23 protein-coding genes and 1 tRNA gene are annotated in these 19,376 nt (G+C 63.7%); 14 read left to right on the top strand and 10 right to left on the bottom strand.

Annotated elements, in window-relative coordinates; translation table 11 throughout:
* From OVY48_RS13705 to OVY48_RS13695, 3 genes are read left to right on the top strand one after another with little or no spacing between them, the layout of a single operon-like run.
* Window positions 1-2,139 (top strand): RNA degradosome polyphosphate kinase, encoded by a 2,139-nt coding sequence (locus OVY48_RS13705; protein WP_313923221.1) that lies wholly within the window; start codon window positions 1-3, stop codon window positions 2,137-2,139.
* A gap of 5 nt (window positions 2,140-2,144) precedes the next feature.
* The gene (locus OVY48_RS13700) at window positions 2,145-3,659 is read left to right on the top strand and encodes a Ppx/GppA family phosphatase (protein WP_313923220.1); all 1,515 of its coding nucleotides are present in this window, start codon (window positions 2,145-2,147) and stop codon (window positions 3,657-3,659) included.
* A 46-nt stretch (window positions 3,660-3,705) separates the two neighbouring features.
* Complete coding sequence (locus tag OVY48_RS13695; RefSeq protein ID WP_313923219.1) at window positions 3,706-4,380, top strand: queuosine precursor transporter; 675 nt, start codon at window positions 3,706-3,708, stop codon at window positions 4,378-4,380.
* A 78-nt stretch (window positions 4,381-4,458) separates the two neighbouring features.
* Here OVY48_RS13695 and OVY48_RS13690 read toward each other — a convergent pair whose 3' ends face one another.
* Window positions 4,459-5,184 carry a hypothetical protein gene (locus OVY48_RS13690; protein WP_313923218.1) on the bottom strand — a complete coding sequence of 242 codons (726 nt, stop codon included), beginning with the start codon at window positions 5,182-5,184 and terminating at the stop codon, window positions 4,459-4,461.
* Window positions 5,185-5,720: 536 nt separating this feature from the next.
* Between OVY48_RS13690 and argB the strand changes: the two genes are divergently transcribed.
* The 6 genes from argB to OVY48_RS13660 all read left to right on the top strand — a co-directional run bounded on the left by argB (window position 5,721) and on the right by OVY48_RS13660 (window position 9,545).
* The gene (gene argB / locus OVY48_RS13685) at window positions 5,721-6,638 is read left to right on the top strand and encodes an acetylglutamate kinase (protein WP_313923217.1); all 918 of its coding nucleotides are present in this window, start codon (window positions 5,721-5,723) and stop codon (window positions 6,636-6,638) included.
* A 97-nt stretch (window positions 6,639-6,735) separates the two neighbouring features.
* Window positions 6,736-7,050 carry a YggT family protein gene (locus OVY48_RS13680; protein WP_150125798.1) on the top strand — a complete coding sequence of 105 codons (315 nt, stop codon included), beginning with the start codon at window positions 6,736-6,738 and terminating at the stop codon, window positions 7,048-7,050.
* Complete coding sequence (locus OVY48_RS13675) at window positions 7,047-7,373, top strand: DUF167 family protein (protein WP_313924785.1); 327 nt, start codon at window positions 7,047-7,049, stop codon at window positions 7,371-7,373. Before OVY48_RS13680 ends, OVY48_RS13675 begins: the two co-directional genes overlap by 4 nt.
* The gene (gene folD / locus OVY48_RS13670; RefSeq protein WP_313923216.1) at window positions 7,370-8,263 is read left to right on the top strand and encodes a bifunctional methylenetetrahydrofolate dehydrogenase/methenyltetrahydrofolate cyclohydrolase FolD; all 894 of its coding nucleotides are present in this window, start codon (window positions 7,370-7,372) and stop codon (window positions 8,261-8,263) included. The genes OVY48_RS13675 and folD overlap by 4 nt, the downstream gene beginning before the upstream one ends.
* Window positions 8,260-8,928 carry a hypothetical protein gene (locus OVY48_RS13665; protein ID WP_313923215.1) on the top strand — a complete coding sequence of 223 codons (669 nt, stop codon included), beginning with the start codon at window positions 8,260-8,262 and terminating at the stop codon, window positions 8,926-8,928. The genes folD and OVY48_RS13665 overlap by 4 nt, the downstream gene beginning before the upstream one ends.
* Window positions 8,925-9,545, top strand: coding sequence for a MarC family protein (locus OVY48_RS13660; protein WP_037473284.1), 621 nt, complete (start codon window positions 8,925-8,927; stop codon window positions 9,543-9,545). The genes OVY48_RS13665 and OVY48_RS13660 overlap by 4 nt, the downstream gene beginning before the upstream one ends.
* A 58-nt stretch (window positions 9,546-9,603) precedes the next feature.
* Here OVY48_RS13660 and fixJ read toward each other — a convergent pair whose 3' ends face one another.
* From fixJ to OVY48_RS13645, 3 genes are read right to left on the bottom strand one after another with little or no spacing between them, the layout of a single operon-like run.
* A complete protein-coding gene (gene fixJ, locus OVY48_RS13655) occupies window positions 9,604-10,227 on the bottom strand; it encodes a response regulator FixJ (protein WP_313923214.1) in 624 nt (207 codons plus the stop codon).
* Window positions 10,224-11,375 (bottom strand): PAS domain S-box protein, encoded by a 1,152-nt coding sequence (locus OVY48_RS13650; RefSeq protein WP_313923213.1) that lies wholly within the window; start codon window positions 11,373-11,375, stop codon window positions 10,224-10,226. Before OVY48_RS13650 ends, fixJ begins: the two co-directional genes overlap by 4 nt.
* 20 nt (window positions 11,376-11,395) lie before the next feature.
* Window positions 11,396-12,211 carry a universal stress protein gene (locus OVY48_RS13645; protein ID WP_313923212.1) on the bottom strand — a complete coding sequence of 272 codons (816 nt, stop codon included), beginning with the start codon at window positions 12,209-12,211 and terminating at the stop codon, window positions 11,396-11,398.
* Window positions 12,212-12,326: 115 nt separating this feature from the next.
* Here OVY48_RS13645 and OVY48_RS13640 point away from each other — a divergent pair, with 115 nt between their 5' ends.
* Window positions 12,327-12,689 (top strand): hypothetical protein, encoded by a 363-nt coding sequence (locus OVY48_RS13640; protein WP_037473292.1) that lies wholly within the window; start codon window positions 12,327-12,329, stop codon window positions 12,687-12,689.
* Between the two features lie 20 nt (window positions 12,690-12,709).
* A complete protein-coding gene (locus OVY48_RS13635) occupies window positions 12,710-13,207 on the top strand; it encodes a GNAT family N-acetyltransferase (RefSeq protein ID WP_069065964.1) in 498 nt (165 codons plus the stop codon).
* Here OVY48_RS13635 and OVY48_RS13630 read toward each other — a convergent pair.
* The 5 genes from OVY48_RS13630 to OVY48_RS13610 all read right to left on the bottom strand — a co-directional run bounded on the left by OVY48_RS13630 (window position 13,204) and on the right by OVY48_RS13610 (window position 17,144).
* On the bottom strand, window positions 13,204-15,057 hold the full coding sequence (locus OVY48_RS13630; protein WP_069065963.1) for an ABC-F family ATP-binding cassette domain-containing protein: 1,854 nt from the start codon (window positions 15,055-15,057) through the stop codon (window positions 13,204-13,206). The two genes, OVY48_RS13635 and OVY48_RS13630, sit on opposite strands and share 4 nt — an antisense overlap.
* Window positions 15,058-15,423: 366 nt before the next feature.
* Window positions 15,424-15,837, bottom strand: coding sequence for a hypothetical protein (locus OVY48_RS13625; RefSeq protein ID WP_313923211.1), 414 nt, complete (start codon window positions 15,835-15,837; stop codon window positions 15,424-15,426).
* A complete protein-coding gene (locus tag OVY48_RS13620; RefSeq protein ID WP_313923210.1) occupies window positions 15,807-16,508 on the bottom strand; it encodes a SatD family protein in 702 nt (233 codons plus the stop codon). The genes OVY48_RS13625 and OVY48_RS13620 overlap by 31 nt, the downstream gene beginning before the upstream one ends.
* Window positions 16,509-16,641: 133 nt before the next feature.
* The gene (locus OVY48_RS13615; protein WP_313923209.1) at window positions 16,642-16,962 is read right to left on the bottom strand and encodes a multidrug efflux SMR transporter; all 321 of its coding nucleotides are present in this window, start codon (window positions 16,960-16,962) and stop codon (window positions 16,642-16,644) included.
* 95 nt (window positions 16,963-17,057) lie between these two features.
* Window positions 17,058-17,144, bottom strand: a tRNA-Tyr gene (locus OVY48_RS13610).
* Between the two features lie 105 nt (window positions 17,145-17,249).
* Between OVY48_RS13610 and OVY48_RS13605 the strand changes: the two genes are divergently transcribed.
* Window positions 17,250-17,990 (top strand): RNA methyltransferase, encoded by a 741-nt coding sequence (locus tag OVY48_RS13605; protein WP_313923208.1) that lies wholly within the window; start codon window positions 17,250-17,252, stop codon window positions 17,988-17,990.
* Window positions 17,991-18,066: 76 nt separating this feature from the next.
* Here the strand turns inward: OVY48_RS13605 and OVY48_RS13600 are convergent, their stop codons facing one another.
* The gene (locus OVY48_RS13600; RefSeq protein WP_037473305.1) at window positions 18,067-18,384 is read right to left on the bottom strand and encodes a 2Fe-2S iron-sulfur cluster-binding protein; all 318 of its coding nucleotides are present in this window, start codon (window positions 18,382-18,384) and stop codon (window positions 18,067-18,069) included.
* 80 nt (window positions 18,385-18,464) lie between these two features.
* Between OVY48_RS13600 and OVY48_RS13595 the strand changes: the two genes are divergently transcribed.
* Both OVY48_RS13595 and OVY48_RS13590 read left to right on the top strand, forming a co-directional pair.
* Window positions 18,465-19,082: a DNA-3-methyladenine glycosylase 2 family protein gene (locus OVY48_RS13595; protein WP_313923207.1), complete on the top strand. Its 618-nt coding sequence runs from the start codon at window positions 18,465-18,467 to the stop codon at window positions 19,080-19,082.
* Window positions 19,079-19,315, top strand: coding sequence for a DUF2188 domain-containing protein (locus OVY48_RS13590; protein ID WP_313923206.1), 237 nt, complete (start codon window positions 19,079-19,081; stop codon window positions 19,313-19,315). Before OVY48_RS13595 ends, OVY48_RS13590 begins: the two co-directional genes overlap by 4 nt.
* Window positions 19,316-19,376: the final 61 nt, after the last annotated feature.

Below are 19,376 nucleotides of genomic sequence, written 5' to 3'. Positions count from 1 at the left end.
GTGGCCGAAGCCGATCCCACACCCAGCCTGTCGCTGCACAGCGAACGCTATTTCAACCGCGAACTCTCCTGGCTCGCTTTCAACCAGCGGGTGCTGGAAGAAGCGATGAACCGCGCCCATCCGCTGCTGGAACGGCTGCGCTTCCTGTCCATCTCCGGCGCGAACCTGGACGAATTTTTCTCCGTCCGCGTCGCGGGGCTCAAAGGGCAGCAGTTGCAGGATGTCGACCTGCGCTCGGTCGACGGGTTGACCGCCGGGCAGCAACTCGCCGCGATCGCCGCCGAAACCGCCCGGCTGATGGCGGCGCAGCAAAAGGTCTGGGGCATATTGCACGGCGAGCTGGGGCAGGTCGGCATCGAAGTCATCGGCCCGTCCAGCCCCATGGACCCCTTGTGCGAAGCCTGGCTGCGCGACCATTTCCTGACGCAAATCTTCCCGATCCTGACGCCCCAGGCGCTTGATCCGGCGCATCCCTTCCCCTTCATCCCCAATCAGGGGCTGTCGATCGTCTTCGACCTGCAACGCCTGTCGGACAAGCAGCCGATCCGCGAACTGGTGATGATCCCCGCGACGCTTGACCGCTTCGTGCGCGTGCCGGGGCCAACGGCCCGCTATATCGCGCTGGAAGCGGTGGTGCGGCGCTTTTCGGGCGATCTCTTCCCCGGCTATCAGGTGCGCAACAGCGGCGTGTTCCGCATCATCCGCGACAGCGACATCGAAATCGAGGAAGAGGCCGAGGATCTGGTTCGCCACTTCCGCAGCGCGATCAAGCGCCGCCGTCGTGGCCGCGTGATCCGCATGGAAATCGAAGAGCGTATCCCCGAACCGGTCGAGGAAATGCTGCAGGACATGATCCAGGGGCATGAGGCGATCATCGCCGAGGTCGAAGGATTTGTCGGCATCGGCGACCTGTCCGGCATCGTTGACGAGGACCGGCCCGACCTCAAATTCGAGCCCTATGCGCCCCGCTTCCCCGAACGCATCCGCGAATATGGCGGCGATTGCTTCGCCGCGATCCGTGCCAAGGACATTGTCGTCCACCACCCCTATGAAGCGTTCGACGTCGTCGTCTCCTTCCTGAAACAGGCGGCGATCGACCCCGATGTGGTGGCGATCAAGCAGACGCTCTATCGCGCGGGCAAACAGTCGGCGATCATCCGCGCGCTGATCGACGCGGCGGAGGCGGGCAAGTCCGTGACCGCCGTGGTGGAGTTGAAAGCCCGTTTCGACGAGGAACAGAATATCCTGTGGGCCGATGCGCTGGAACGCGCCGGGGTGCAGGTCGTCTATGGCTTCATCGACTGGAAGACCCACGCCAAGATTTCGATGGTGATCCGGCGCGAGGGCGAGCAGTTTCGCAGCTACTGCCATTTCGGCACGGGCAATTATCACCCGATCACTGCGCGCATCTACACGGACCTCAGCTTCTTCACCGCCGACCCGGCCTATAGCCGCGATGCCGCCGCGCTGTTCAACTATATCACAGGCTATGTCGAACCCAAGCGGCTGGAAAAGCTGGTCATGTCGCCACGCGACCTGCGCGACCGCCTGTGCCAGCTGATCGATGACGAGATCGAGCATTGCCGTGCCGGCCGACCCGGCAATATCTGGGCGAAGATGAACAGCCTGGTCGACCCGGCGATCATCGAAAAACTCTATGCCGCCAGCAATGCGGGCGTTCAGATCGACCTGATCGTGCGCGGCATATGCTGCCTGCGTCCCGGCGTTCCGGGCATGTCGGAAAATATCCGGGTGAAATCGGTCGTCGGCCGCTTCCTGGAACATAGCCGCATCGCCGTGTTCGGCAATGGCAAGGCGCTGCCCAATAATGGCGCGAAAGTCTATATCAGCTCGGCCGACTGGATGCAGCGCAACTTCGACCGGCGCGTCGAATTCATGGCCCCGATCGAAAATCCCACCGTCCATGACCAGATTCTCGACCAGGTGATGGTCGCCAACCTCATCGACACCGAACAAAGCTGGGAACTCGATAGCGATGGCCATTATGCGCGCGTCGATGCGGGCGAAAAGCCGTTCAACCTGCACCGCTATTTCATGACCAACCCGTCGCTGTCCGGGCGCGGCGCCGCGCTCGACAATGAAGCGGTGCCGACCCTGCGCCTGCGCGGGCGGGTTTGACCCTCATGAACTCGATGCTCAGCCGGGTCCGCGCCGCTGCCCAGACCATGGCGACCTCGCCCCAGCCAGCCACTGCGCGCACGGCGATCATCGACATCGGTTCCAACAGCGTGCGCCTCGTCGTCTATGACGGCCCACGGCGGCTGCCCTTCATCCTGTTCAATGAAAAGGTGATGGCGGGGCTGGGCGCCTCGCTCGCCCGGACCGGCCGGATCGAGGAAGAGCCGATGGAGCGCGGCCTGCGCGCGATCGGCCGCTTCGCCCATCTGTGCCAGGATATGAAGGTCGCCCATATCCGCTGCGTCGCCACGGCGGCGGTGCGCGATGCGACCAATGGCGATGAATTTATCGCCCGTGCCGCCGCCATGGGCCTGACCGTCGAAATATTGACCGGCGCGCAGGAAGCGATCGGCGCGGCCATGGGCGTGCTGTCGGGTATTCCGGGCGCAGACGGCATCGTCGGCGATCTGGGCGGCGGCAGCCTGGAACTGGCGCGGATTCGCGACGGCGCGGTCGAACAGACGATATCGCTGCCCTTGGGCGTCCTGCGCCTGCCCGCCATCCGCGCCAAGGGACCGGGCGCGCTGGAACGGCGGGTCAAGGGGATGATGGAGAAAGCGGGCTGGCAGCCCGAACCCGACCTGCCTTTCTACTTAGTCGGCGGATCGTGGCGTGCCTTGGCACGGTTCGACATGCAATTGACCAATTTCCCGCTGCCCGTCGTCCATCAATATGAGATGACCGCCGCGCGCGCCGAACAATTGACCCGCATCGTCTCGCATGTCGGCCGCGCCCGGCTCAAAAGCATCCCGGCGATGAGCGGATCGCGTATCCCGACCCTGCCCAACGCCGCTGCCCTGCTGTCGGTCGTCGTGCGGCAGTTACGGTCGAGCCGCCTGATAGTGTCGGCCTATGGCCTGCGCGAAGGGCTGCTCTACGAAGATCTGCCCGCCGATATTCGGCAGGATGACCCCCTGCTGGTCGCGGCTGAAGCGGAAGGCGAGGCCCAGTCGCGCTTCCGCGGCCATGGCGACCGCATCGAACGCTGGATCGCGCCGCTCTTTCTGGACGACAGCGCCGATCTGCGCCGCATCCGCCGCGCCGCCTGCCTGCTCGCCGATGTCGGCTGGCGCGCCAACCCCGATTTCCGCGCCGAACGCGGGGTGGAGATCGCGCTGCACAGCAATTGGGTCGGCATTACCGCAGCGGAACGCGCCATGCTGGCGCAGGCGCTCCACAGCAATTTCGGCGGCGGCCTGTCCACCCCGCTCGGCGTCGAACAACTCGCTTCGCCCGAAGCGCTACACCACGCCGCGCTATGGGGCCTCGCGATCCGCCTCGCACAGCGTCTATCGGGCGGTGTCGAAGGGCCATTGAACCTATCGCGGCTGGCGCGCGAAGGCGACCTGCTCACTTTGTCGCTGCAAAAGGACGATGCGGACCTGTTCGGCGAAGCCGTCGAACGCCGCTTGCGCCATCTGGCCCAGGCCATGAGCGTCAAATATCAACTGACCGCCTGACCCGCGCTATCTTTCCCACGTCCGCAAATCTAGCTAAAGGCTGACGATGACCACCTCTCCCGCGCTGATCAGCCGCTCGCTCTTTTCCTTCGCGATCTTTTATGGTGGCATGGTCTGCATCGCGGGCGTGCTGGGTAACAAGCAGGTGACGTTGGGGCCGATTTCGGCGCTTGGCCCTATGGTTGGCTTGGGACCGTTGGCGGTCGAGGCGGGCATCTTCGCCTTTCTGCTGCTGGTGACGATTTCCAGCGCGGTGGCCGAATTGCATGGCCGCGCGGTCGCCAACCGGCTGGTGCAGATCGGCTTTCTCCCGCTCATCGCCTCGATCCTGCTGTCGATCATCGTCCTGTCGGTGCCCGCGGCGGGCGACATGGACCCGGCCCGTGCCGAAGCCTTTGCCATGATGATGGGCGGCACGCCGCGTATCTGGCTCGGCGGCATCATCGCCTATGGCATTTCGCAGACGCTCAACGTCACTTTGTTCGCGGCGCTCAAGGGGCAGGAGGGCAGCCGGATGCTCTGGCTCCGCGCCGCCGTCGCCAGCATCCTCTCGCAGATCGTCGATACGCTGCTGTTCGTCTCGATCGCCTTTTACGGCATCTTCCCGATCGGCGAACTGCTGCTGGGCCAGATGCTGGCCAAGGTCGTGCTGTCCGCGCTGCTCGTCCCGCCGGTCATCTATCTGCTGGTGGGCCTCGGACGGCGGCTCGATCGCGCATGACCCGAAGCCAAAGTGCGTCGCTCCTGCCGGGCAGGGTTATGCAACGCACTTCAGTTTCGGATTACAGGAATTGGCCGATTATTTCCTCATACGCTGGGCTTGCTCGATCAAGTCCTTGCCCGGCTGCAATTCGGGTGCCTTGAGCCTACCGACTGCCATGATCGGTTGCAGCATCGGCTTTGCGCCACCTGTCGCCCGCAGGTTCATACCATTGAACCGCCAACTCAGCATCGGCGTCTGACAGTCGATCGGGCGCAAGCGCCACCGGTCGTGGCTCCATTCGAACATGTAGAAGGAGAAGGCCATCATGTAGCGGCGGCCATCGGGTACCATGTGGAAATTGGGCGGTGCGGTCCAGCCAGATGCCTGATCATGGAATTCGTTATTGTCATGCCAGGTTGTGGAATTGGTCCACCACGCGCTGATATAGACGGGCGCGCGCACCGTCGTACCAGCGGCGAAATCCGCGATCGTAGGCGGCCAGTTGTTCCAGGCTGGATGGGTAGAATAGTTGACGGCGATGGTCGATGGCGCGTCCGTTCGCATTTCCGCCGCCATGACGACCGCCTGGGGGGTCCAGCCCGGCACTGCCAAGGCGCTGGCGGCATAGGGCGCCCACAGCGTCATTTGCGCATTGAACGCCGCATTGGGCGTGTAGCTCAGACCGTAATGCTGGTTTGAATTTTCGCCAGGAAGCTGATGGAAGGCGAAGCTGGTCCCCAGATAGGCTTTGTTCGCGATCACCGGCGGGCAGCAGTCAGGTCGCTCCGGGCCAGCCGGGCCTCTTGGCATTTGCATCGGCATGCCGATAGCCTTGGCCGATCGATTAGCCGGATCGCTCGCTTCGCATGTCTCACACGGCCGCTCCTGCTGAGCGAGCGCGTTTGAGGCCATCAATGCGGAACCCATAAGAATTAGCGAAGTAAATGCTGCACCGCGATAAGGGTATGACATGGCTCTCTCCCACTATTTTCAATTATCCGGCCCTTCAGAGAACCTCCGGCATCTTCATGGTAAAGATAAGAAAATAGAGAGGTGTCAGTCAAAGGCAGGCATTTTTGGATTCATCGAGAACAAGGCACAGTGACGGAAGATCAATCAACACAAAGATACTCTTTGTAAGATCCCCCTATGGTTAATGTTATAGTAATTTTAAAAGATACGATAGCGAAATTATTCGGTCACGGCATGGCTGAGCTGGTGGGCCTTGGTCGGCGGCTCGATCGCGCCTGAGGGGTGACACTTTGATTAGTTGGCTAACTAATCAAAATCGAAAAACACGCGACCCTTGTCCGGGTCGCTGTACGGTCCCGGCCTTGCGATACCCCCGCTTAGGGCTTATGCGCCCGCGCATGAACAGCAATCACGCCCCCGATCCCGCGCTCCTCGCCAAGGCCGAAACCCTGGTCGAAGCACTGCCCTATATGCAGCGCTATGCGGGCAAGACCTTCGTCGTCAAATATGGCGGCCACGCCATGGGCGACCCCGAAGCGGCGCGTGATTTCGCCGAGGATGTCGTGCTGATGAAGGCGGTCGGCATCAATGTCGTCGTCGTCCATGGCGGCGGACCACAGATCGGCGCGATGCTCAAGAAATTGGGCGTCGAATCGGAGTTCGTCGGCGGCCTGCGCGTCACTGATGCGGAAACCGCCAAGATCGCCGAAATGGTGCTGGCCGGTTCCATCAACAAGGAAATCGTCGGCTGGATCGCCGGGGCCGGTGGCCGGGCGGTCGGCATTTCGGGCAAGGACGGCAATCTCATCATCTGCGAAAAAGTGCTGGGCAAGCGCGAGGCCGACCCCAATTCGGGGATTGAGCGCAATGTCGACCTGGGCTTCGTTGGCGATCCCGTGAAGGTCGACCGCCGCATCCTCGACACGCTGACGCAGGACGGCATCATCCCCGTCGTCGCCCCCGTTGGCATCGGCGCGGATGGCCATACCTATAACGTCAATGCCGACACGATGGCGGGCGCGATCGCCGCCGAGCTCGGCGCATCGCGCTTCTTCTTGCTGACCGACGTCGCGGGCGTGCTGGACAAGGATAAGAACCTCCTGACCGACCTCGATCCGCAGGGGATCGAAGTCCTGCAACAGGACGGCACGATCAGTGGCGGCATGATCCCCAAGCTCGAAACCTGCGTCCGCGCGGTCGAGGGCGGGGTGGACGCCGCCGTCATCCTCGACGGTCGGGTACCCCACGCGATGCTGCTGGAAATCTTCACCCGCCGCGGCGCAGGCACGCTGATCCGGCGCTAAGGGCGCGTGCTGCCGCTTGTGGACGGCCTGCCGCCTGCGCTAAAGCATAGACCGAAGAACCCGCCCCCGTGGCGGGTGACCAGCGGAGAACGATAGCTTGTACGAACTTCTGAACGCCCTCAACGGCATCGTCTATATCGTGCTGGAAGCGGTGTGGTGGATCATCATCGTCCAGGCGGTGCTGAGCTGGCTGATCGCCTTCAACGTCATCAACACCTCCAACGAATATGTGCGCAACGGCCTCTACGCGCTCGATCGCATGACCGAGCCGCTCTACCGCCCGGTGCGTAAGGTGTTGCCGGATCTGGGCGCGCTCGACCTGTCGCCGATGGTCGTACTGCTCGCGGTCATCATCCTGCAGGGGCCGGTGCGCGAAAATCTGTTCGGGGCGCTGATGCGCGCGACGATCTGACCGCGGTCTGGTCGCTGGCGGGCGACGATCTGCTGCTCGCCGTCCGGCTGACGCCGGGCGCTAAGAAGGATGCGATCGGCGGCGGCTGGACAGACGAGAAGGGTGCGGCGTGGCTATCAGCCCGCGTGCGCGCCATACCCGAAAAGGGCCGCGCCAATGGCGCGCTGATCGCGCTGCTGGCCAAGGCGCTCGATTGGCCCAAAAGCGCGATTTTACTGGAATCGGGCGACACCAACCGGCTAAAGCGGCTGCGAATACGGGATGGGGCGAATGCTGCGGCGCGCCTCACCACCATCATCGACATATGGGTGCAAGCGACATGACCATCGGCAAGATCATCGACGGCAAGGCTTATGCGGCGGGGCTGCGCGACACGGTGGCCGAGGGCGTCGCCGTCTTCGCCGCACAGGCGGGGCGCAAGCCCGGCCTCGCCGTCGTGCTGGTCGGCGAAGACCCGGCCAGCAGCGTCTACGTCCGCTCCAAGGGCAAGCTGACCGTCGCGGTCGGCATGGAAAGCTATGAATTCAAACGCCCGGTTACCATCGGCCAGGACGACCTGCTCGACCTGATCGCGGAACTCAATCAGGACGACCGCATCGACGGCATCCTCGTTCAGTTGCCCTTGCCCGACCATATCGACGAAGCCAGCGTCATCGCCGCGATCGACCCGGCCAAGGATGTCGATGGCTTCCATGTCGTCAATGCCGGCCGTCTGGCGACCGGGCAGGAGGCGCTGGTCCCCTGCACGCCGATGGGCTGCATCATGCTGCTGAAGGATGAACTGGGCGACCTGTCGGGGCTGGAGGCGGTCGTGGTCGGCCGCTCCAATATCGTCGGCAAGCCGATGGCGCAGTTGCTGCTTGCCGAAAGCTGCACCGTGACCATCGCGCATAGCCGTACCCGCGACCTTGCCAGCATCGTCCACCGCGCCGACATCGTCGTTGCCGCCGTCGGCCGGGCCGAAATGGTCAAGGGCGAATGGATCAAGCCTGGCGCCACTGTGATCGACGTCGGCATCAACCGCGTGACTGATACCGAGGATGGCAAGAGCCGGATCGTCGGCGACGTCGCCACCGCCGAAGCGCTCGCCCATGTCCGCGCGATCACGCCCGTCCCCGGCGGCGTCGGCCCGATGACGATCGCGGTGCTGCTGCGCAACACGCTGGTCGCGGCCCATGCCCGCGCGGGGCTGCCCAAGCCGGAGGGCTTGTGAGGGCGCGCGCCGCCCTCCTGACGCTCAGCGCGCTGGCGCTGCTCGCGGTGCCGGTCTCCGCCCGCCCGCCGCTGCGCTTTCAGCCCGACCCCAGTTCGGTCATCGCCGCCGAAATCGCCTTCAACCGGCTGGCCAAGCAAAAGGGGCAATGGACCGCCTTTCGCGACGCCGCCGCCGATGACGCGGTGATGGTCGTGCCGCAGCGTGTAGTAGCAAAGGACTGGCTGAAGGGCCGTGCCGACCCGCCCGCGCCGATGAATTGGTCCCCCTCGATCGTCTATGTCGGCTGCGATGGTGGCCTCGCCGCCAGTACCGGCAACTGGACCGCCACGGACGGATCGGTCGGCTATTTCACCACCATCTGGCGGCGCGACAAGAAGGGCAGGTGGGAATGGATCTTCGATCATCGCGCCCCGCTCGCCAGCCCCCGCGCCGCGCCTGAATTTCTGACCGGCAAGGTCGCGACCTGCAAGCGGCCGCCGCGTGCCGGGGGGCCACCGCCGGGGGGGAAGACGGGCAAGAACGACCTGCCGCCACCGCCCGACGACAGCCTGCTCTGGAGCGCTGACGTCGCCGCCGATGGCAGCCGCACCGTCAATGTGCAAATATGGAATGGCAGCAGCTATGATGTCGTCATCGCGGACAGGGTAGGGGCCGGAACATGATCGAATTATTCCTGTCGGCCTTCGTCACCCTGTTCGTGGTGATCGACCCGCCCGGCTGCGCGCCCATTTATGCCAGCCTGACCGGCGAGGCGAGCGCCGCCGAACGGCGCGCCATGGCGATCCGCGCAGTCGGCATCGCGGCCGCCATCCTGCTGGTCTTCGCTTTGTGGGGCAAGCAACTGCTCGGCGTGCTGGGCATCGAACTCGATAGTTTCCGCATCGCGGGCGGCATCATGCTGTTCATGATCGCCATGGACATGGTCTTCGAAAAACGCACCCAGCGGCGCGAGGACCGAGCGCAGAAGCTCACCGACGAAGAACCCCATGTCGAGGATGTGTCGGTCTTTCCGATGGCCATGCCGATGATCGCCGGGCCGGGATCGATCGCCACGGTGATGCTCTTGATGTCGCGCGCCCACGATCTGACCGAGCGGATGGTGGTGCTGGGCGCTGTGCTGTTGACGCTAGCGCTGATGCTCGGCGCGCTGCTCGCGGCGGGCCCGCTCATGGCACTGCTCGGCCGCAAGATCGAAGCCGTCATCACGCGCCTGCTCGGCGTCCTGCTGGCGGCGCTTGCCGCCCAATTCGTAATCGACGGCCTGAAAGCAAGTTTCTAAAAATTCCTCTCCGGTCAGAGGAGGATTTTAGTTCATGCGGCCTGGCGCTTGGATCGCCCTATCCCACCGGTGCCCCTTCGACAGCGTGAAAGGCGATGCGGAGGGCTTCGGCTAGGCTTCGGACTTCCAGTTTCTGCATCAGGTTGGCGCGGTGGATTTCGACGGTGCGGGGGCTGATGCCCAGGTCATAGGCGATGGTCTTGTTGGGTAGGCCTTCGACCAGCCCGTCCAGCACTTCGCGTTCGCGGTCGGTCAGGATGTTGAGGCGGGCCTGCGCCTCCTGCGCCCGCGCGCCGACCCCGCGCGTGGCGATCGATTGTTTGCGGGCCGATTCGATGCAGGCGAGCAGGGTCGCTTTTTCGAAAGGCTTTTCGATGAAATCGCTCGCCCCCGCCTTCATCGCCGCGACAGCCATGTCGATGTCGCCATGGCCGGTCATGATGATGACCGGCAGCATGATGCCGCGCGCGCGCAGTTCGCGCTGCACCTCCAGCCCGTCTATGTCGGGCATCCGCACGTCGAGCAGGACGCAACCCTGCGGCAGCGTCGCAGCAGCCTTCAGGAAGGGCAGTCCGCCTTCGAAGACTTGCACGCCAAAGCCGCTGGTCTTGAGCAGGAAGGAGAGCGAGCGGCGGATCGCGTCGTCATCATCCACGACATAGAGGGGATAGGGTTCGCTCATGATAGGTCGTCCGCCCGGTCCAAAGTGAAATGAAAGGCGGTGCCGCCCCATTGCGAGGGCGTGGCCCAGATGCGCCCGCCATGGCCTTCGACGATCGTCTGGCTGATCGACAGGCCGACCCCCATACCATTGGCCTTGGTGGTGGTGAAGGGGGTGAAGAGCGTGCGCGACATGCCGGGGTCAAGGCCGGGGCCGCTGTCGGCGACGACCACCTCCACCTTGCCATCGTCGGCGGGCGCGGCGGTGAGGCGCAGGATGCGGGCCGGGCTGTCCTGCATCGCGTCCACCGCATTGCGGACGAGGTTGATGATCACCTGCTGCAACTGCACGCGATTGGCCAGCACCAGATCGACGTGGCGGTCGACCTGCACGTCCATGTCGATGCCCCGGCTGTCGGTGCCGATGAAGGCCAGCGCTGCGCCTTCGGCCAGCAGGCTGCGCAGCGGTTCGGGCTGGCGCAGGGTTTCGCCGCGCTTGATGAACTCCCGCAGCGAGCGAATGATCTCGCCCGCGCGCAGGGCCTGGTGCGCACTTTCGTCCATCGCTTCGCCCAGCATGGCGCGGTCAATGTCGCCGGGGGCGGCGAGCAGGTCGCGGCCTGCCTCCATATAATTGGCGATGGCGGTCAAGGGCTGGTTGAGTTCATGCGCCAGCGCGGAGGCGAGCGTGCCCATCGCGGTCACCCGCCCCGCATGGGCGAGTTCAGCCTGCAAGTCGGCGACGCGCCGTTCGGCCTGTTGCCGTTCGGTCAGGTCGCGGATGAAGCCGGTAAAGAGGCGCTGGCCCTGATCATTCACTTCCCCCACCGACAATTCGATGGGAAAGGTCGACCCGTCGCGCCGCCGCGCGGCGGTCAGGCGGCCGATGCCGATGATCCGCCTTTCGCCCGTGTCGATATAATGGCCGATATAACCGTCATGCCGCTCGCGATCAGGCGAGGGCATCAGCATCGAGATATTCTCGCCCAGCACGTCGGCTTCGCTATATTGGAACATGCGTTGCGCCGCGGCGCTGAACGACACGATGCGCCCGCGCATGTCGATGACGATCAGCGCATCGGGAATGGTCGCCAGGATGGACCCCAGCAAAGCCTGTTCCAGACTGTGCGCGTCAGTCAGCGCATCGCTATCATCATCCGCTACAGCCATGCGCCGACCATGACCCTCTTTCAGTGCGCCAGCAAGAGGGGCACACGCGTATCGCGCAGCATGGCGCGGGTGACGCCGCCGAACACCAGTTCGCGCCAGCGGCTGTGGCCGAATGCGCCCATGACCACCCAGTCCGCCGCCAGCGTGCCGATCGCCTCTTGCAGGGCCGCGTCCACCGCCCGGCCCTTGCGCGGCCAGCTATGCAGTTGCGCCTTGATGCCGTGGCGGGCGAGATATTCGGGTGCGGCGGTCGAGGGAAATTCCGCCTTGTCGGCTTCCTCGACGGACACGATCTCCACCGCCTGCGCCCGTTGCAACAGCGGAACGGCAGCGCGCAGGGCGGCACAGGATTCGGGCGACCCGTCCCAGGCGACCAGCGCGGTGCCGGTAACGGCAAAGCCCTTGCATGCCTGCGGCACGGCGAGCACGGGCGTCCGTCCGCCCAGCGCCAGGTCGGCGACGATCGGCAAGGGATCGGACAGGTGAACCCGCCCGCCTTCGGGCAGGGTCGCGACGATCGCGTCGCTCAGCCGCGCGGCGGAGAGCAGGCCCGCGACGCTGTCGCCGTCGATCTGCCGCCAGTCCCAGGCGATATCCTCCTGCCCCAACCGCGCCTCCATCTTGGTGCGATAGGCTTCGTCAATCTCATGCAGTTCGGCCGCGATCGAGGGGGCATAGCCCGCGCCGCCATAGACGTCGGCCGCGACCAAATCGGGCAGCGGCGTCACTTGGACGCAATGGACATGGGCATCGCAGGCGCGGGCGAGGTCGCAGGCGGCCTGCAGGCGGCTGTCCGCGCCGACATCATCATGAATATGCAGCAGGATCGATTTCATCGCACGTCTCCCGGCAGGGTTTATCGCCCCTTGATGGCTAGGCGTCCCCCGGCGCGCGCACCATCAGGGATAGTCCTTATAGAATTTTCTGCGCCTAAATCCGATTCACTCCAGCATGACGTGGACCACGATACGCCTGGAACTGGCCAGCTCTCCTGCTTTTCCCAAGGGGTCAGTGGCGCGCAGCTATGTGCTGCGGTTGCCGCTGGGAGAGGATGGCGTGATCGACGAACCAGCCTATCGCGCCCATCCTGAACTGGCGACGGTGCGGCGTTTCTGGCCCAACGAACCCGACCGGCACGGCAGCCTGTTGCGCACGGCCGAAGGCTGGGCGCTGGCCTATGCGCCGGGCAAGGAGGATGACGAACGGCTGTTCCGGCTGGACGCGCAAGCGATCCGGGCGGGCAATATGATCACCCTGATCGAACCCGATGGCGCTGCCCTGCCCTTCCTGGTGAAAGCGTTGGCGGCGGCCTGAATGCAAAAGGATATTATCTGATGATCGCGCTTGAAACCCGGTACGGCTTTCCCTTCACGGTGCGCCCGGCCACCCATGACGATGAGGTCGCACTCGCCGCCTTCTTCGACGAAGTGTCCGACGAGGACCGGCGCTTCCGCTTTCTAAGCGCGGTGCGTCATGTCAGCCCGGCGCAACTGCATGACATTACCGCGTTCGAGCATCACCGGCATGAAACGGTGTTGGCATTCGAGCCGGGCGGCGCGACGATCATCGCGGCGGCGACGCTGGCGGCTGACAAGGCGGGCGACATTGGCGAGGTCGCCATTTCGATCCTGCCCGAACTCAAGGGCAAGGGGATTGGCTGGACCCTGCTCGACCATATGGCGCAGGAAGCGCGGCATTGGGGCATCAAGAAGCTCCAGTCGATCGAGAGCCGCGACAATCATGCCGCGATCTCGCTGGAGCGGGAAATGGGCTTTACCGCCCGCGCGGTCGAGGGCGACCCGGCGCTGATGCTGCTGGAGCGCTGCTTCTAGCCCGCTTCGAGCGCCGCGCCCGCTTCCATCCACACTTCTTCGGCGGCGGCGAGTTTCTTTTCGATCGCGGCGCGCTGGACCATCAGGTCGCTGGTCTTGGCCGTTGCCTTGGCGGGGTTGGCGAGCGCGGCGTCGATGCGGGTGCGTTCGGCGGCGAGCGCGGTCATTTCGCGTTCGGCCTTGTTGACCGCGTTCTTGAGCAGCTTCTGCTTTTCGCGCCATTCGGCGGCGGCTTTCTTGTCGGCCTTGCGATCGACCTTGGGCGCGTCGCCGCTGCTGCTGTTGCCGTCGGCCTTGCGCAGGATGATGTCGGTATAATCGTCAAGGCTGCCGTCGAACGGCTGGGCCGTGCCATTGTCGACCAGCACCAGCCGGTCGGCGACCAGTTCGATCATGTGGCGGTCATGGCTGACGATCACCACGGCGCCCGAATAGTCATTGAGTGCCTGGACCAGGGCTTCGCGGCTGTCGACGTCCAGATGGTTGGTCGGTTCGTCGAGGATCAGCATGTGCGGGGCGTCGCGGGTGATGAGGGCGAGCGCCAGGCGGGCGCGCTCGCCGCCGGACATGGAGCCGACCTTCTGCACCGCGCGCTCGCCGGAAAAGCCGAAGCGGCCAAGTTGGGCACGGACGGCACCGGGGGTCGCGCCCTTCATGACACGGGTCATATGTTCGAGCGGCGTGTCGGTGACGTCCAGTTCTTCCACCTGATATTGGGTGAAATAGCCGACATTCATCTTGGGGCTGCTGGCCATTTCGCCTTCCATCGGCGCGAGTTGCGCGGCGATGAGGCGGGCCAGCGTCGTCTTGCCGTTACCGTTGCGGCCCAGCAGCGCGATCCGGTCATCCGGGTCGATGCGCATGTTGATGCGCTTCAAGATCGGCGTGTCGCCATAGCCGACCGAGGCCATGTCCATGGTGATGAGCGGCGGGCGTAGTTCCGCAGGGCTGGGGAAACCGAAATGCAGCGTCGGATCTTCGATGGCGGCGGCGATCGGCTGCATCCGGGCCAGCGCCTTGGCACGGGACTGGGCCTGTTTCGCGGTCGAGGCGCGGGCGGAGTTGCGGGCGACATACTCCTGCAACTTCTCGCGCTCGGCCTGCTGCTTGGTGCGGGCCGATTCGAGCTGGGCCAGCCGTTCGGCGCGCTGCCGTTCGAAGGCGTCATAGCCGCCGGGATAGAGGGTGACCTTCCCGCCTTCGAGATGGAGGATATAGTCGACCACATTGTTGAGCAGGTCGCGTTCATGGCTGATGATGACCACGGTGCCGCGATAGGCTTTGAGGAAATTTTCGAGCCAGAGCGTCGCTTCGAGATCGAGATGGTTCGAGGGTTCGTCTAGCAGCAGCAGGTCGGGGTTGGAAAAGAGCAGGGAAGCGAGCGCCACGCGCATCTTCCAGCCGCCCGAATAGCTGTCGAGCGGGCGGCCCTGCATTTCCTCGTCAAAGCCAAGGCCCACCAGGATGCGGGCGGCGCGGGCGGGCGCGGTGTAAGCGTCGATCGTCGTCAGCCGCTCATAGATATGGCCGAGGCGGTCGGGATCTTGCGTATGCTCCGCCTCTTCCATCAGCGCGGCGCGTTCCTTGTCCGCCTCCAGCACGGTTTCGAACGGGGTCGCGGTGCCAGACGGGGCTTCCTGCGCGATATAGCCAAGGCGCGTGTCGCGCGGCATGTCGCAACTGCCTTCGTCCGGGTCGAGCTGGCCGATCATCACCTTCATCAGCGTGGACTTGCCAGCGCCATTGCGGCCGATGAGGCCGACGCGCGACCGGGGCGGCAGCGCGGCGGCGGCACGGTCAAGGATGATGCGGCCGCCCAGGCGCACGGTGATGGCATTCAGATTAAGCATGGCGCGCCCCTAGCATGGGCGTGCGGTGCAGCAAAGGCAGGAAGCGGCGTTTTGCAAGGGCGCGGCTGGTTGCGGGTATACAGTGTCGTGGCCGACGCAAAAGCGTGGGGACAGACGGGTGGCGCGAATTTCGCAATAGGCGAATTTTTGCGAAGTGGGTGGGTGCGGAGGACGGGCCGCAGGGTGGGGAGAGGCTGACGGGGAGAAAGAGCGTGGGGGGAGTGTGGCATGGGGTGGGGGATGTAGGACAGGGATTTTTGGCTGGTAGGGGATTGGTTGCTGCCAGGCACTTCGATTGCGGAAGCAGACCTTACCCGCCCCAAAATTTGAACTGCGCAAATTTGATCGGACGTCAAAGCTCGGTCATTATTTATCTGTCTCGATACCAAGCCATTGTTCGGTGTGCGTCCTTATGTCGATCCCGATCCTGTGATCATAGGCCAGCCACGCACTGGTCACGAGCATCGTCCAAAGTATGCTGAACAGCGATCCTACGAGGAAATATTCAGCAAAGTCGCGTTCGTCCATGTCTTTGAAACGCGCAACAGTCTTTAATGCGATCACTGCGGCAAGGATTTCCCAGCTATGGATGATGATGCCAAGAGCTAGAATTAAACGTTCGAAGACACCGATCCAGCGCCCCGCGCTATGCGTAGGCGTAGGGAGATTCGCTATCGCTTGCTTCAAGCCGGTGAGGTGGAAAATGCTCCGGCAGATTAGGTTGCCGACCCAAGTTAACAGTACCAGAGCTATGCTGGTGTAAAATAGTGCGTGCCCCATTTATCAGCCCCCGGCATTTGATAACGATGGTCAAGCTCGGCAAGAGCTTTGTAGATTGCATTCCATTGCATCACATAAAGGTCAAAATCACCAGCGCTTCGTACCTTGTAAACATTGTGCGCGCTGACATTGCGCGCGCGCGCTACTTCAGCGACAGAAGCGCCAGCCAGCAACTTGATAATGTCATCACGCTGGACCTCGGACCAGTCGCGCTCGATAGCGGTCACGCTTGCGCCGCTCGCTTCAAGCATAGTTTCGAGAAGTTCGTCTTGCTGAATGGAAAAACGATAGCGACTTGGAGACCGTTTCTCACCGAGGCGTTCGCGGGCGTCAGCAAAGCCTGGTCCCATCATGTTCCAGGCGCGCTCGCGATTGATTTGGGTCTTTAGTTCAATGCCACCGATCACGAATCGGCAGTCTATATTTTCCCGCATCAACTCAAAGCGGATCTCACGCGCTGCGTGAGCAGCAGCTACGAGCGAACTGAGTAATCCTTGGAATTCGTCACCAAGAGTTATCGTTAAAGGCGACATCATGTCCGCGCGGAGAGATTTGTTCTGACGATCAATCGCAGCATTGAATTGGGCATGGAGATTTTCAGGGTTCGTATGTCTTTCGCTACCTACGAGATCGCCCATGAGAACGGCAAAGGATGAAGTAGATTGAACCATATCACTTCAATGCCATTCAACCGAAATTGGGTCAATTATAATTTTATACCGCTTTGGGGGTAAAACAGAAATTACCCCAAAATTGGATTTTAGAATGACGAATACCAAGAGTGGCGCATATCCACCCCCCCCCTCACGCACTCGCGAAAAACTTCGTCCCCACGACGCCCACCACGATCAGCGCCATGAAAATCATCTGCACGCCGTTCACGCGGTCGCCGAAGAAGAGGATGCCGCCGATGATGACGCCGACGGCGCCAAGGCCGGTCCAGACGGCATAGGCGGTGCCGGCGGGGATGCCGCGCATGGCGAGGGCGAGGAGGCCCATGTTGAGGAAGCTGAGCGCGATCGGCACGATCGATGCCTGCCAGGTGGCGACCCCTGCGGCCCATTTGAGGCTCAAGGCCCAGCAGATTTCAGTGAACACGGCGATGCCGAGGATAAGCCACGCCATGGGCGCTTCCCTTTCGTCTCTCAGCGGGCTCGGTGGGAGGGCGCGCCAGCCGGAAACCCGGAAGAGGCCGCGCGCCGGGGCGCAACGCGCAAGGGTGGTGGACAGGGTTGGGTTCGAACCAACGTAGGGCGTAGCCCGGCAGATTTACAGTCTGCTGCCTTTAACCACTCGGCCACCTGTCCAGTACCCTGTGCGATGACAGAAAACTGCCTTTCATCGCGCCGGAGGCGGCTCAATGGCGAAACGAGGCTTGCCTGTCAATGGGTGGATGTGAAATGAGCGCAATCATGAAAAGAGGTCATCGCTCCGCCAAGCCCAAGGGCGCCTTCCCGCGCTTCTATGGGCGTCACGCCGTTATCGCGGCTCTCGCCAACCCCAATCGCGTCGTGCGCAAGATATGGGGCACGCGCGAAGCGCTGGCCCCGCTTGACCTGCCCCCGGTGCTGCCGATCGTCTATGCCGACGTCGCCGACATGGGCCGGATGGTCCCGTCGGACGCGCCGCACCAGGGCATCGTCGCCGAAGTCGAACCGCTGGACGATGTCTGGCTGGACGAAGTGCTGGAACAGGGCCGCGACGACAAGCGCCCGATCCTGGTGCTGGACCAGGTGACGGACCCGCACAATGTCGGCGCGATCCTGCGGTCGGCCGCGGCGTTCGACGCTTTGTGCATCGTCACGCAGGACCGGCATGCGCCGCCCGAATCGGGCGTGCTGGCGCGCGCGGCGTCGGGCGCGCTGGAAATCATGCCGTGGGTGCGGGTGGTGAACCTGGCGCGGGCGCTCGATGAGATTGCCGAGGCAGGCTATTGGCGCATCGGCCTGGATGGCGATGCGGATACGGTGCTGGGCGACGCCATCGGCGAATCGCGCGTGGCGCTGGTGCTGGGGGCCGAGGGCGAAGGCTTGCGGCACAACAGCATGGCGCATTGCGACATATTGGCGAAGCTGCCGATCAGTCCGCGGATGGAGAGTTTGAACGTCTCCAATGCGGCGGCGATCGCGCTCTATGCGGCGGCGAGTCGGTAGCAGAAAGGAAAGGGTGTCGCCCTGTTGATAGGGTGACACCCCTCCGTCTCCCCTTGCAGGGGAGGATTTTTTGAGATCAGTCTTCGGGGGCGATGGTGACGCGCAGACCGTCGAGCGCGTCGCTCAGCACGACCTGGCAGGACAGGCGGCTGGTGTCGTTGCGATGGTCGGAGCTGTCGAGCAGGTCGTTTTCATCCTCGGTCATCGCGGGCAGGACGTCCGCGAAGTCGGGATCGACATAGACGTGGCAGGTGGCGCAGGAGCAGCAACCGCCGCACAGGGCGAGCAATTCGTCAAAGCCGTTGTCACGGATGACTTCCATCACCGACAGGCCATTGTCGCCTTCGACAGCCTGTTCTTCGCCCGCACGGTTGACCACGATCAGTTTCGGCATCTATCCAGTCCCCTAGGAAATTATATCCGCTGCTCTGACGGAGGGACGGCCGGAAATCAAGCGCTGCTGAGGGAAACATCATGGTGACGACGGCGCAACAGCTGCGCGACAGCCTGGACGCGATCGCCGCCATCGAGCCGGGCTTCGCCGCCGCGCTGGCGCGGGCGGGCTATCCTGAGCCGCGGGTGCGGGAGCCGGGCTATGAGACGTTGCTGCGCACGATCGTCGGACAGCAGGTCAGCGTCGCGTCGGCAGGTGCGGTGTGGCGCAAGCTGGAGGCGGAACTGGGCGAAGGGTGCGCGCCGGACGTGCTGCTGGCGCGGGACTATGATGCGTTGCGCGCGTGCGGGCTGTCGCGGCAGAAGCAGGGCTATGCGCGGAGCCTGGCCGAAATGGTGGTTTCGGGCGCGCTGGACCTCCACGACCTGCCCGCCGATGACGAGGACGCGATTGCGCAACTGGTGCGGATCAAGGGGATCGGGCGCTGGTCGGCGGAAATCTATCTGTTGTTTGCCGAAGGGCGACCCGATATCTGGCCTGCGGGCGACCTGGCGGTGCAGATCGAGACCGGGCGGATATTGGGATTGCCCGAACGGCCGAGCGAGAAAGCGACCCGCGCTTTGGCCGACGCCTGGCGACCGCATCGCGGCGCGGCGGCGATCATGGCCTGGCACCATTATAACATCGAGGTATTATGACCAAGACACTGCCCCCCAAACTGCCGCATGCCCGCTACATTGTCCTGCACCATGATGGGGCGTGGAAGATCAATCTGAACAACAGCTATTATGGCCCGTTCGCGACCCAAGAGGCGGCGGTCGAGAGCGCGACGGCGACGGCGCGGCAGGCAAGCGAGGGCGGCTATCCGGCGTCGGTGCTGCTGATGAAGGGCACCGAGTTCGAGACGCTGTGGACCAGCGAGGCGGCGTGAGGCCTGTCCAATAGTGTAGTTTTCAAGGCTTTATCCGCCAGCGGGGGAACTGAATCCGCGC

Source organism: Sphingobium sp. SA2, from assembly GCF_032227065.1.
Classification (GTDB): domain Bacteria; phylum Pseudomonadota; class Alphaproteobacteria; order Sphingomonadales; family Sphingomonadaceae; genus Sphingobium.
Note: the sequence above shows the minus strand (reverse complement) of the source record. Positions and strands in the feature narration are given on the sequence as shown.

Coding starts and splice junctions, on each gene's coding strand:
- OVY48_RS13590 (WP_313923206.1), top strand. CDS start 19,079: ATGACCAAGACACTGCCCCCCAAACTGCCGCATGCCCGCTACATTGTC.
- OVY48_RS13650 (WP_313923213.1), bottom strand. CDS start 11,375: ATGGCTGTAGCGGATGATGATAGCGATGCGCTGACTGACGCGCACAGT.
- OVY48_RS13690 (WP_313923218.1), bottom strand. CDS start 5,184: ATGCCGATGCAAATGCCAAGAGGCCCGGCTGGCCCGGAGCGACCTGAC.
- OVY48_RS13595 (WP_313923207.1), top strand. CDS start 18,465: ATGGTGACGACGGCGCAACAGCTGCGCGACAGCCTGGACGCGATCGCC.
- OVY48_RS13625 (WP_313923211.1), bottom strand. CDS start 15,837: ATGGGGCACGCACTATTTTACACCAGCATAGCTCTGGTACTGTTAACT.
- OVY48_RS13605 (WP_313923208.1), top strand. CDS start 17,250: ATGAAAAGAGGTCATCGCTCCGCCAAGCCCAAGGGCGCCTTCCCGCGC.
- OVY48_RS13645 (WP_313923212.1), bottom strand. CDS start 12,211: ATGAAATCGATCCTGCTGCATATTCATGATGATGTCGGCGCGGACAGC.
- OVY48_RS13640 (WP_037473292.1), top strand. CDS start 12,327: ATGACGTGGACCACGATACGCCTGGAACTGGCCAGCTCTCCTGCTTTT.
- OVY48_RS13700 (WP_313923220.1), top strand. CDS start 2,145: ATGAACTCGATGCTCAGCCGGGTCCGCGCCGCTGCCCAGACCATGGCG.
- folD (WP_313923216.1), top strand. CDS start 7,370: ATGACCATCGGCAAGATCATCGACGGCAAGGCTTATGCGGCGGGGCTG.
- OVY48_RS13620 (WP_313923210.1), bottom strand. CDS start 16,508: ATGGTTCAATCTACTTCATCCTTTGCCGTTCTCATGGGCGATCTCGTA.
- OVY48_RS13630 (WP_069065963.1), bottom strand. CDS start 15,057: ATGCTTAATCTGAATGCCATCACCGTGCGCCTGGGCGGCCGCATCATC.
- OVY48_RS13695 (WP_313923219.1), top strand. CDS start 3,706: ATGACCACCTCTCCCGCGCTGATCAGCCGCTCGCTCTTTTCCTTCGCG.
- OVY48_RS13615 (WP_313923209.1), bottom strand. CDS start 16,962: ATGGCGTGGCTTATCCTCGGCATCGCCGTGTTCACTGAAATCTGCTGG.
- argB (WP_313923217.1), top strand. CDS start 5,721: ATGCGCCCGCGCATGAACAGCAATCACGCCCCCGATCCCGCGCTCCTC.
- fixJ (WP_313923214.1), bottom strand. CDS start 10,227: ATGAGCGAACCCTATCCCCTCTATGTCGTGGATGATGACGACGCGATC.
- OVY48_RS13635 (WP_069065964.1), top strand. CDS start 12,710: ATGATCGCGCTTGAAACCCGGTACGGCTTTCCCTTCACGGTGCGCCCG.
- OVY48_RS13660 (WP_037473284.1), top strand. CDS start 8,925: ATGATCGAATTATTCCTGTCGGCCTTCGTCACCCTGTTCGTGGTGATC.
- OVY48_RS13600 (WP_037473305.1), bottom strand. CDS start 18,384: ATGCCGAAACTGATCGTGGTCAACCGTGCGGGCGAAGAACAGGCTGTC.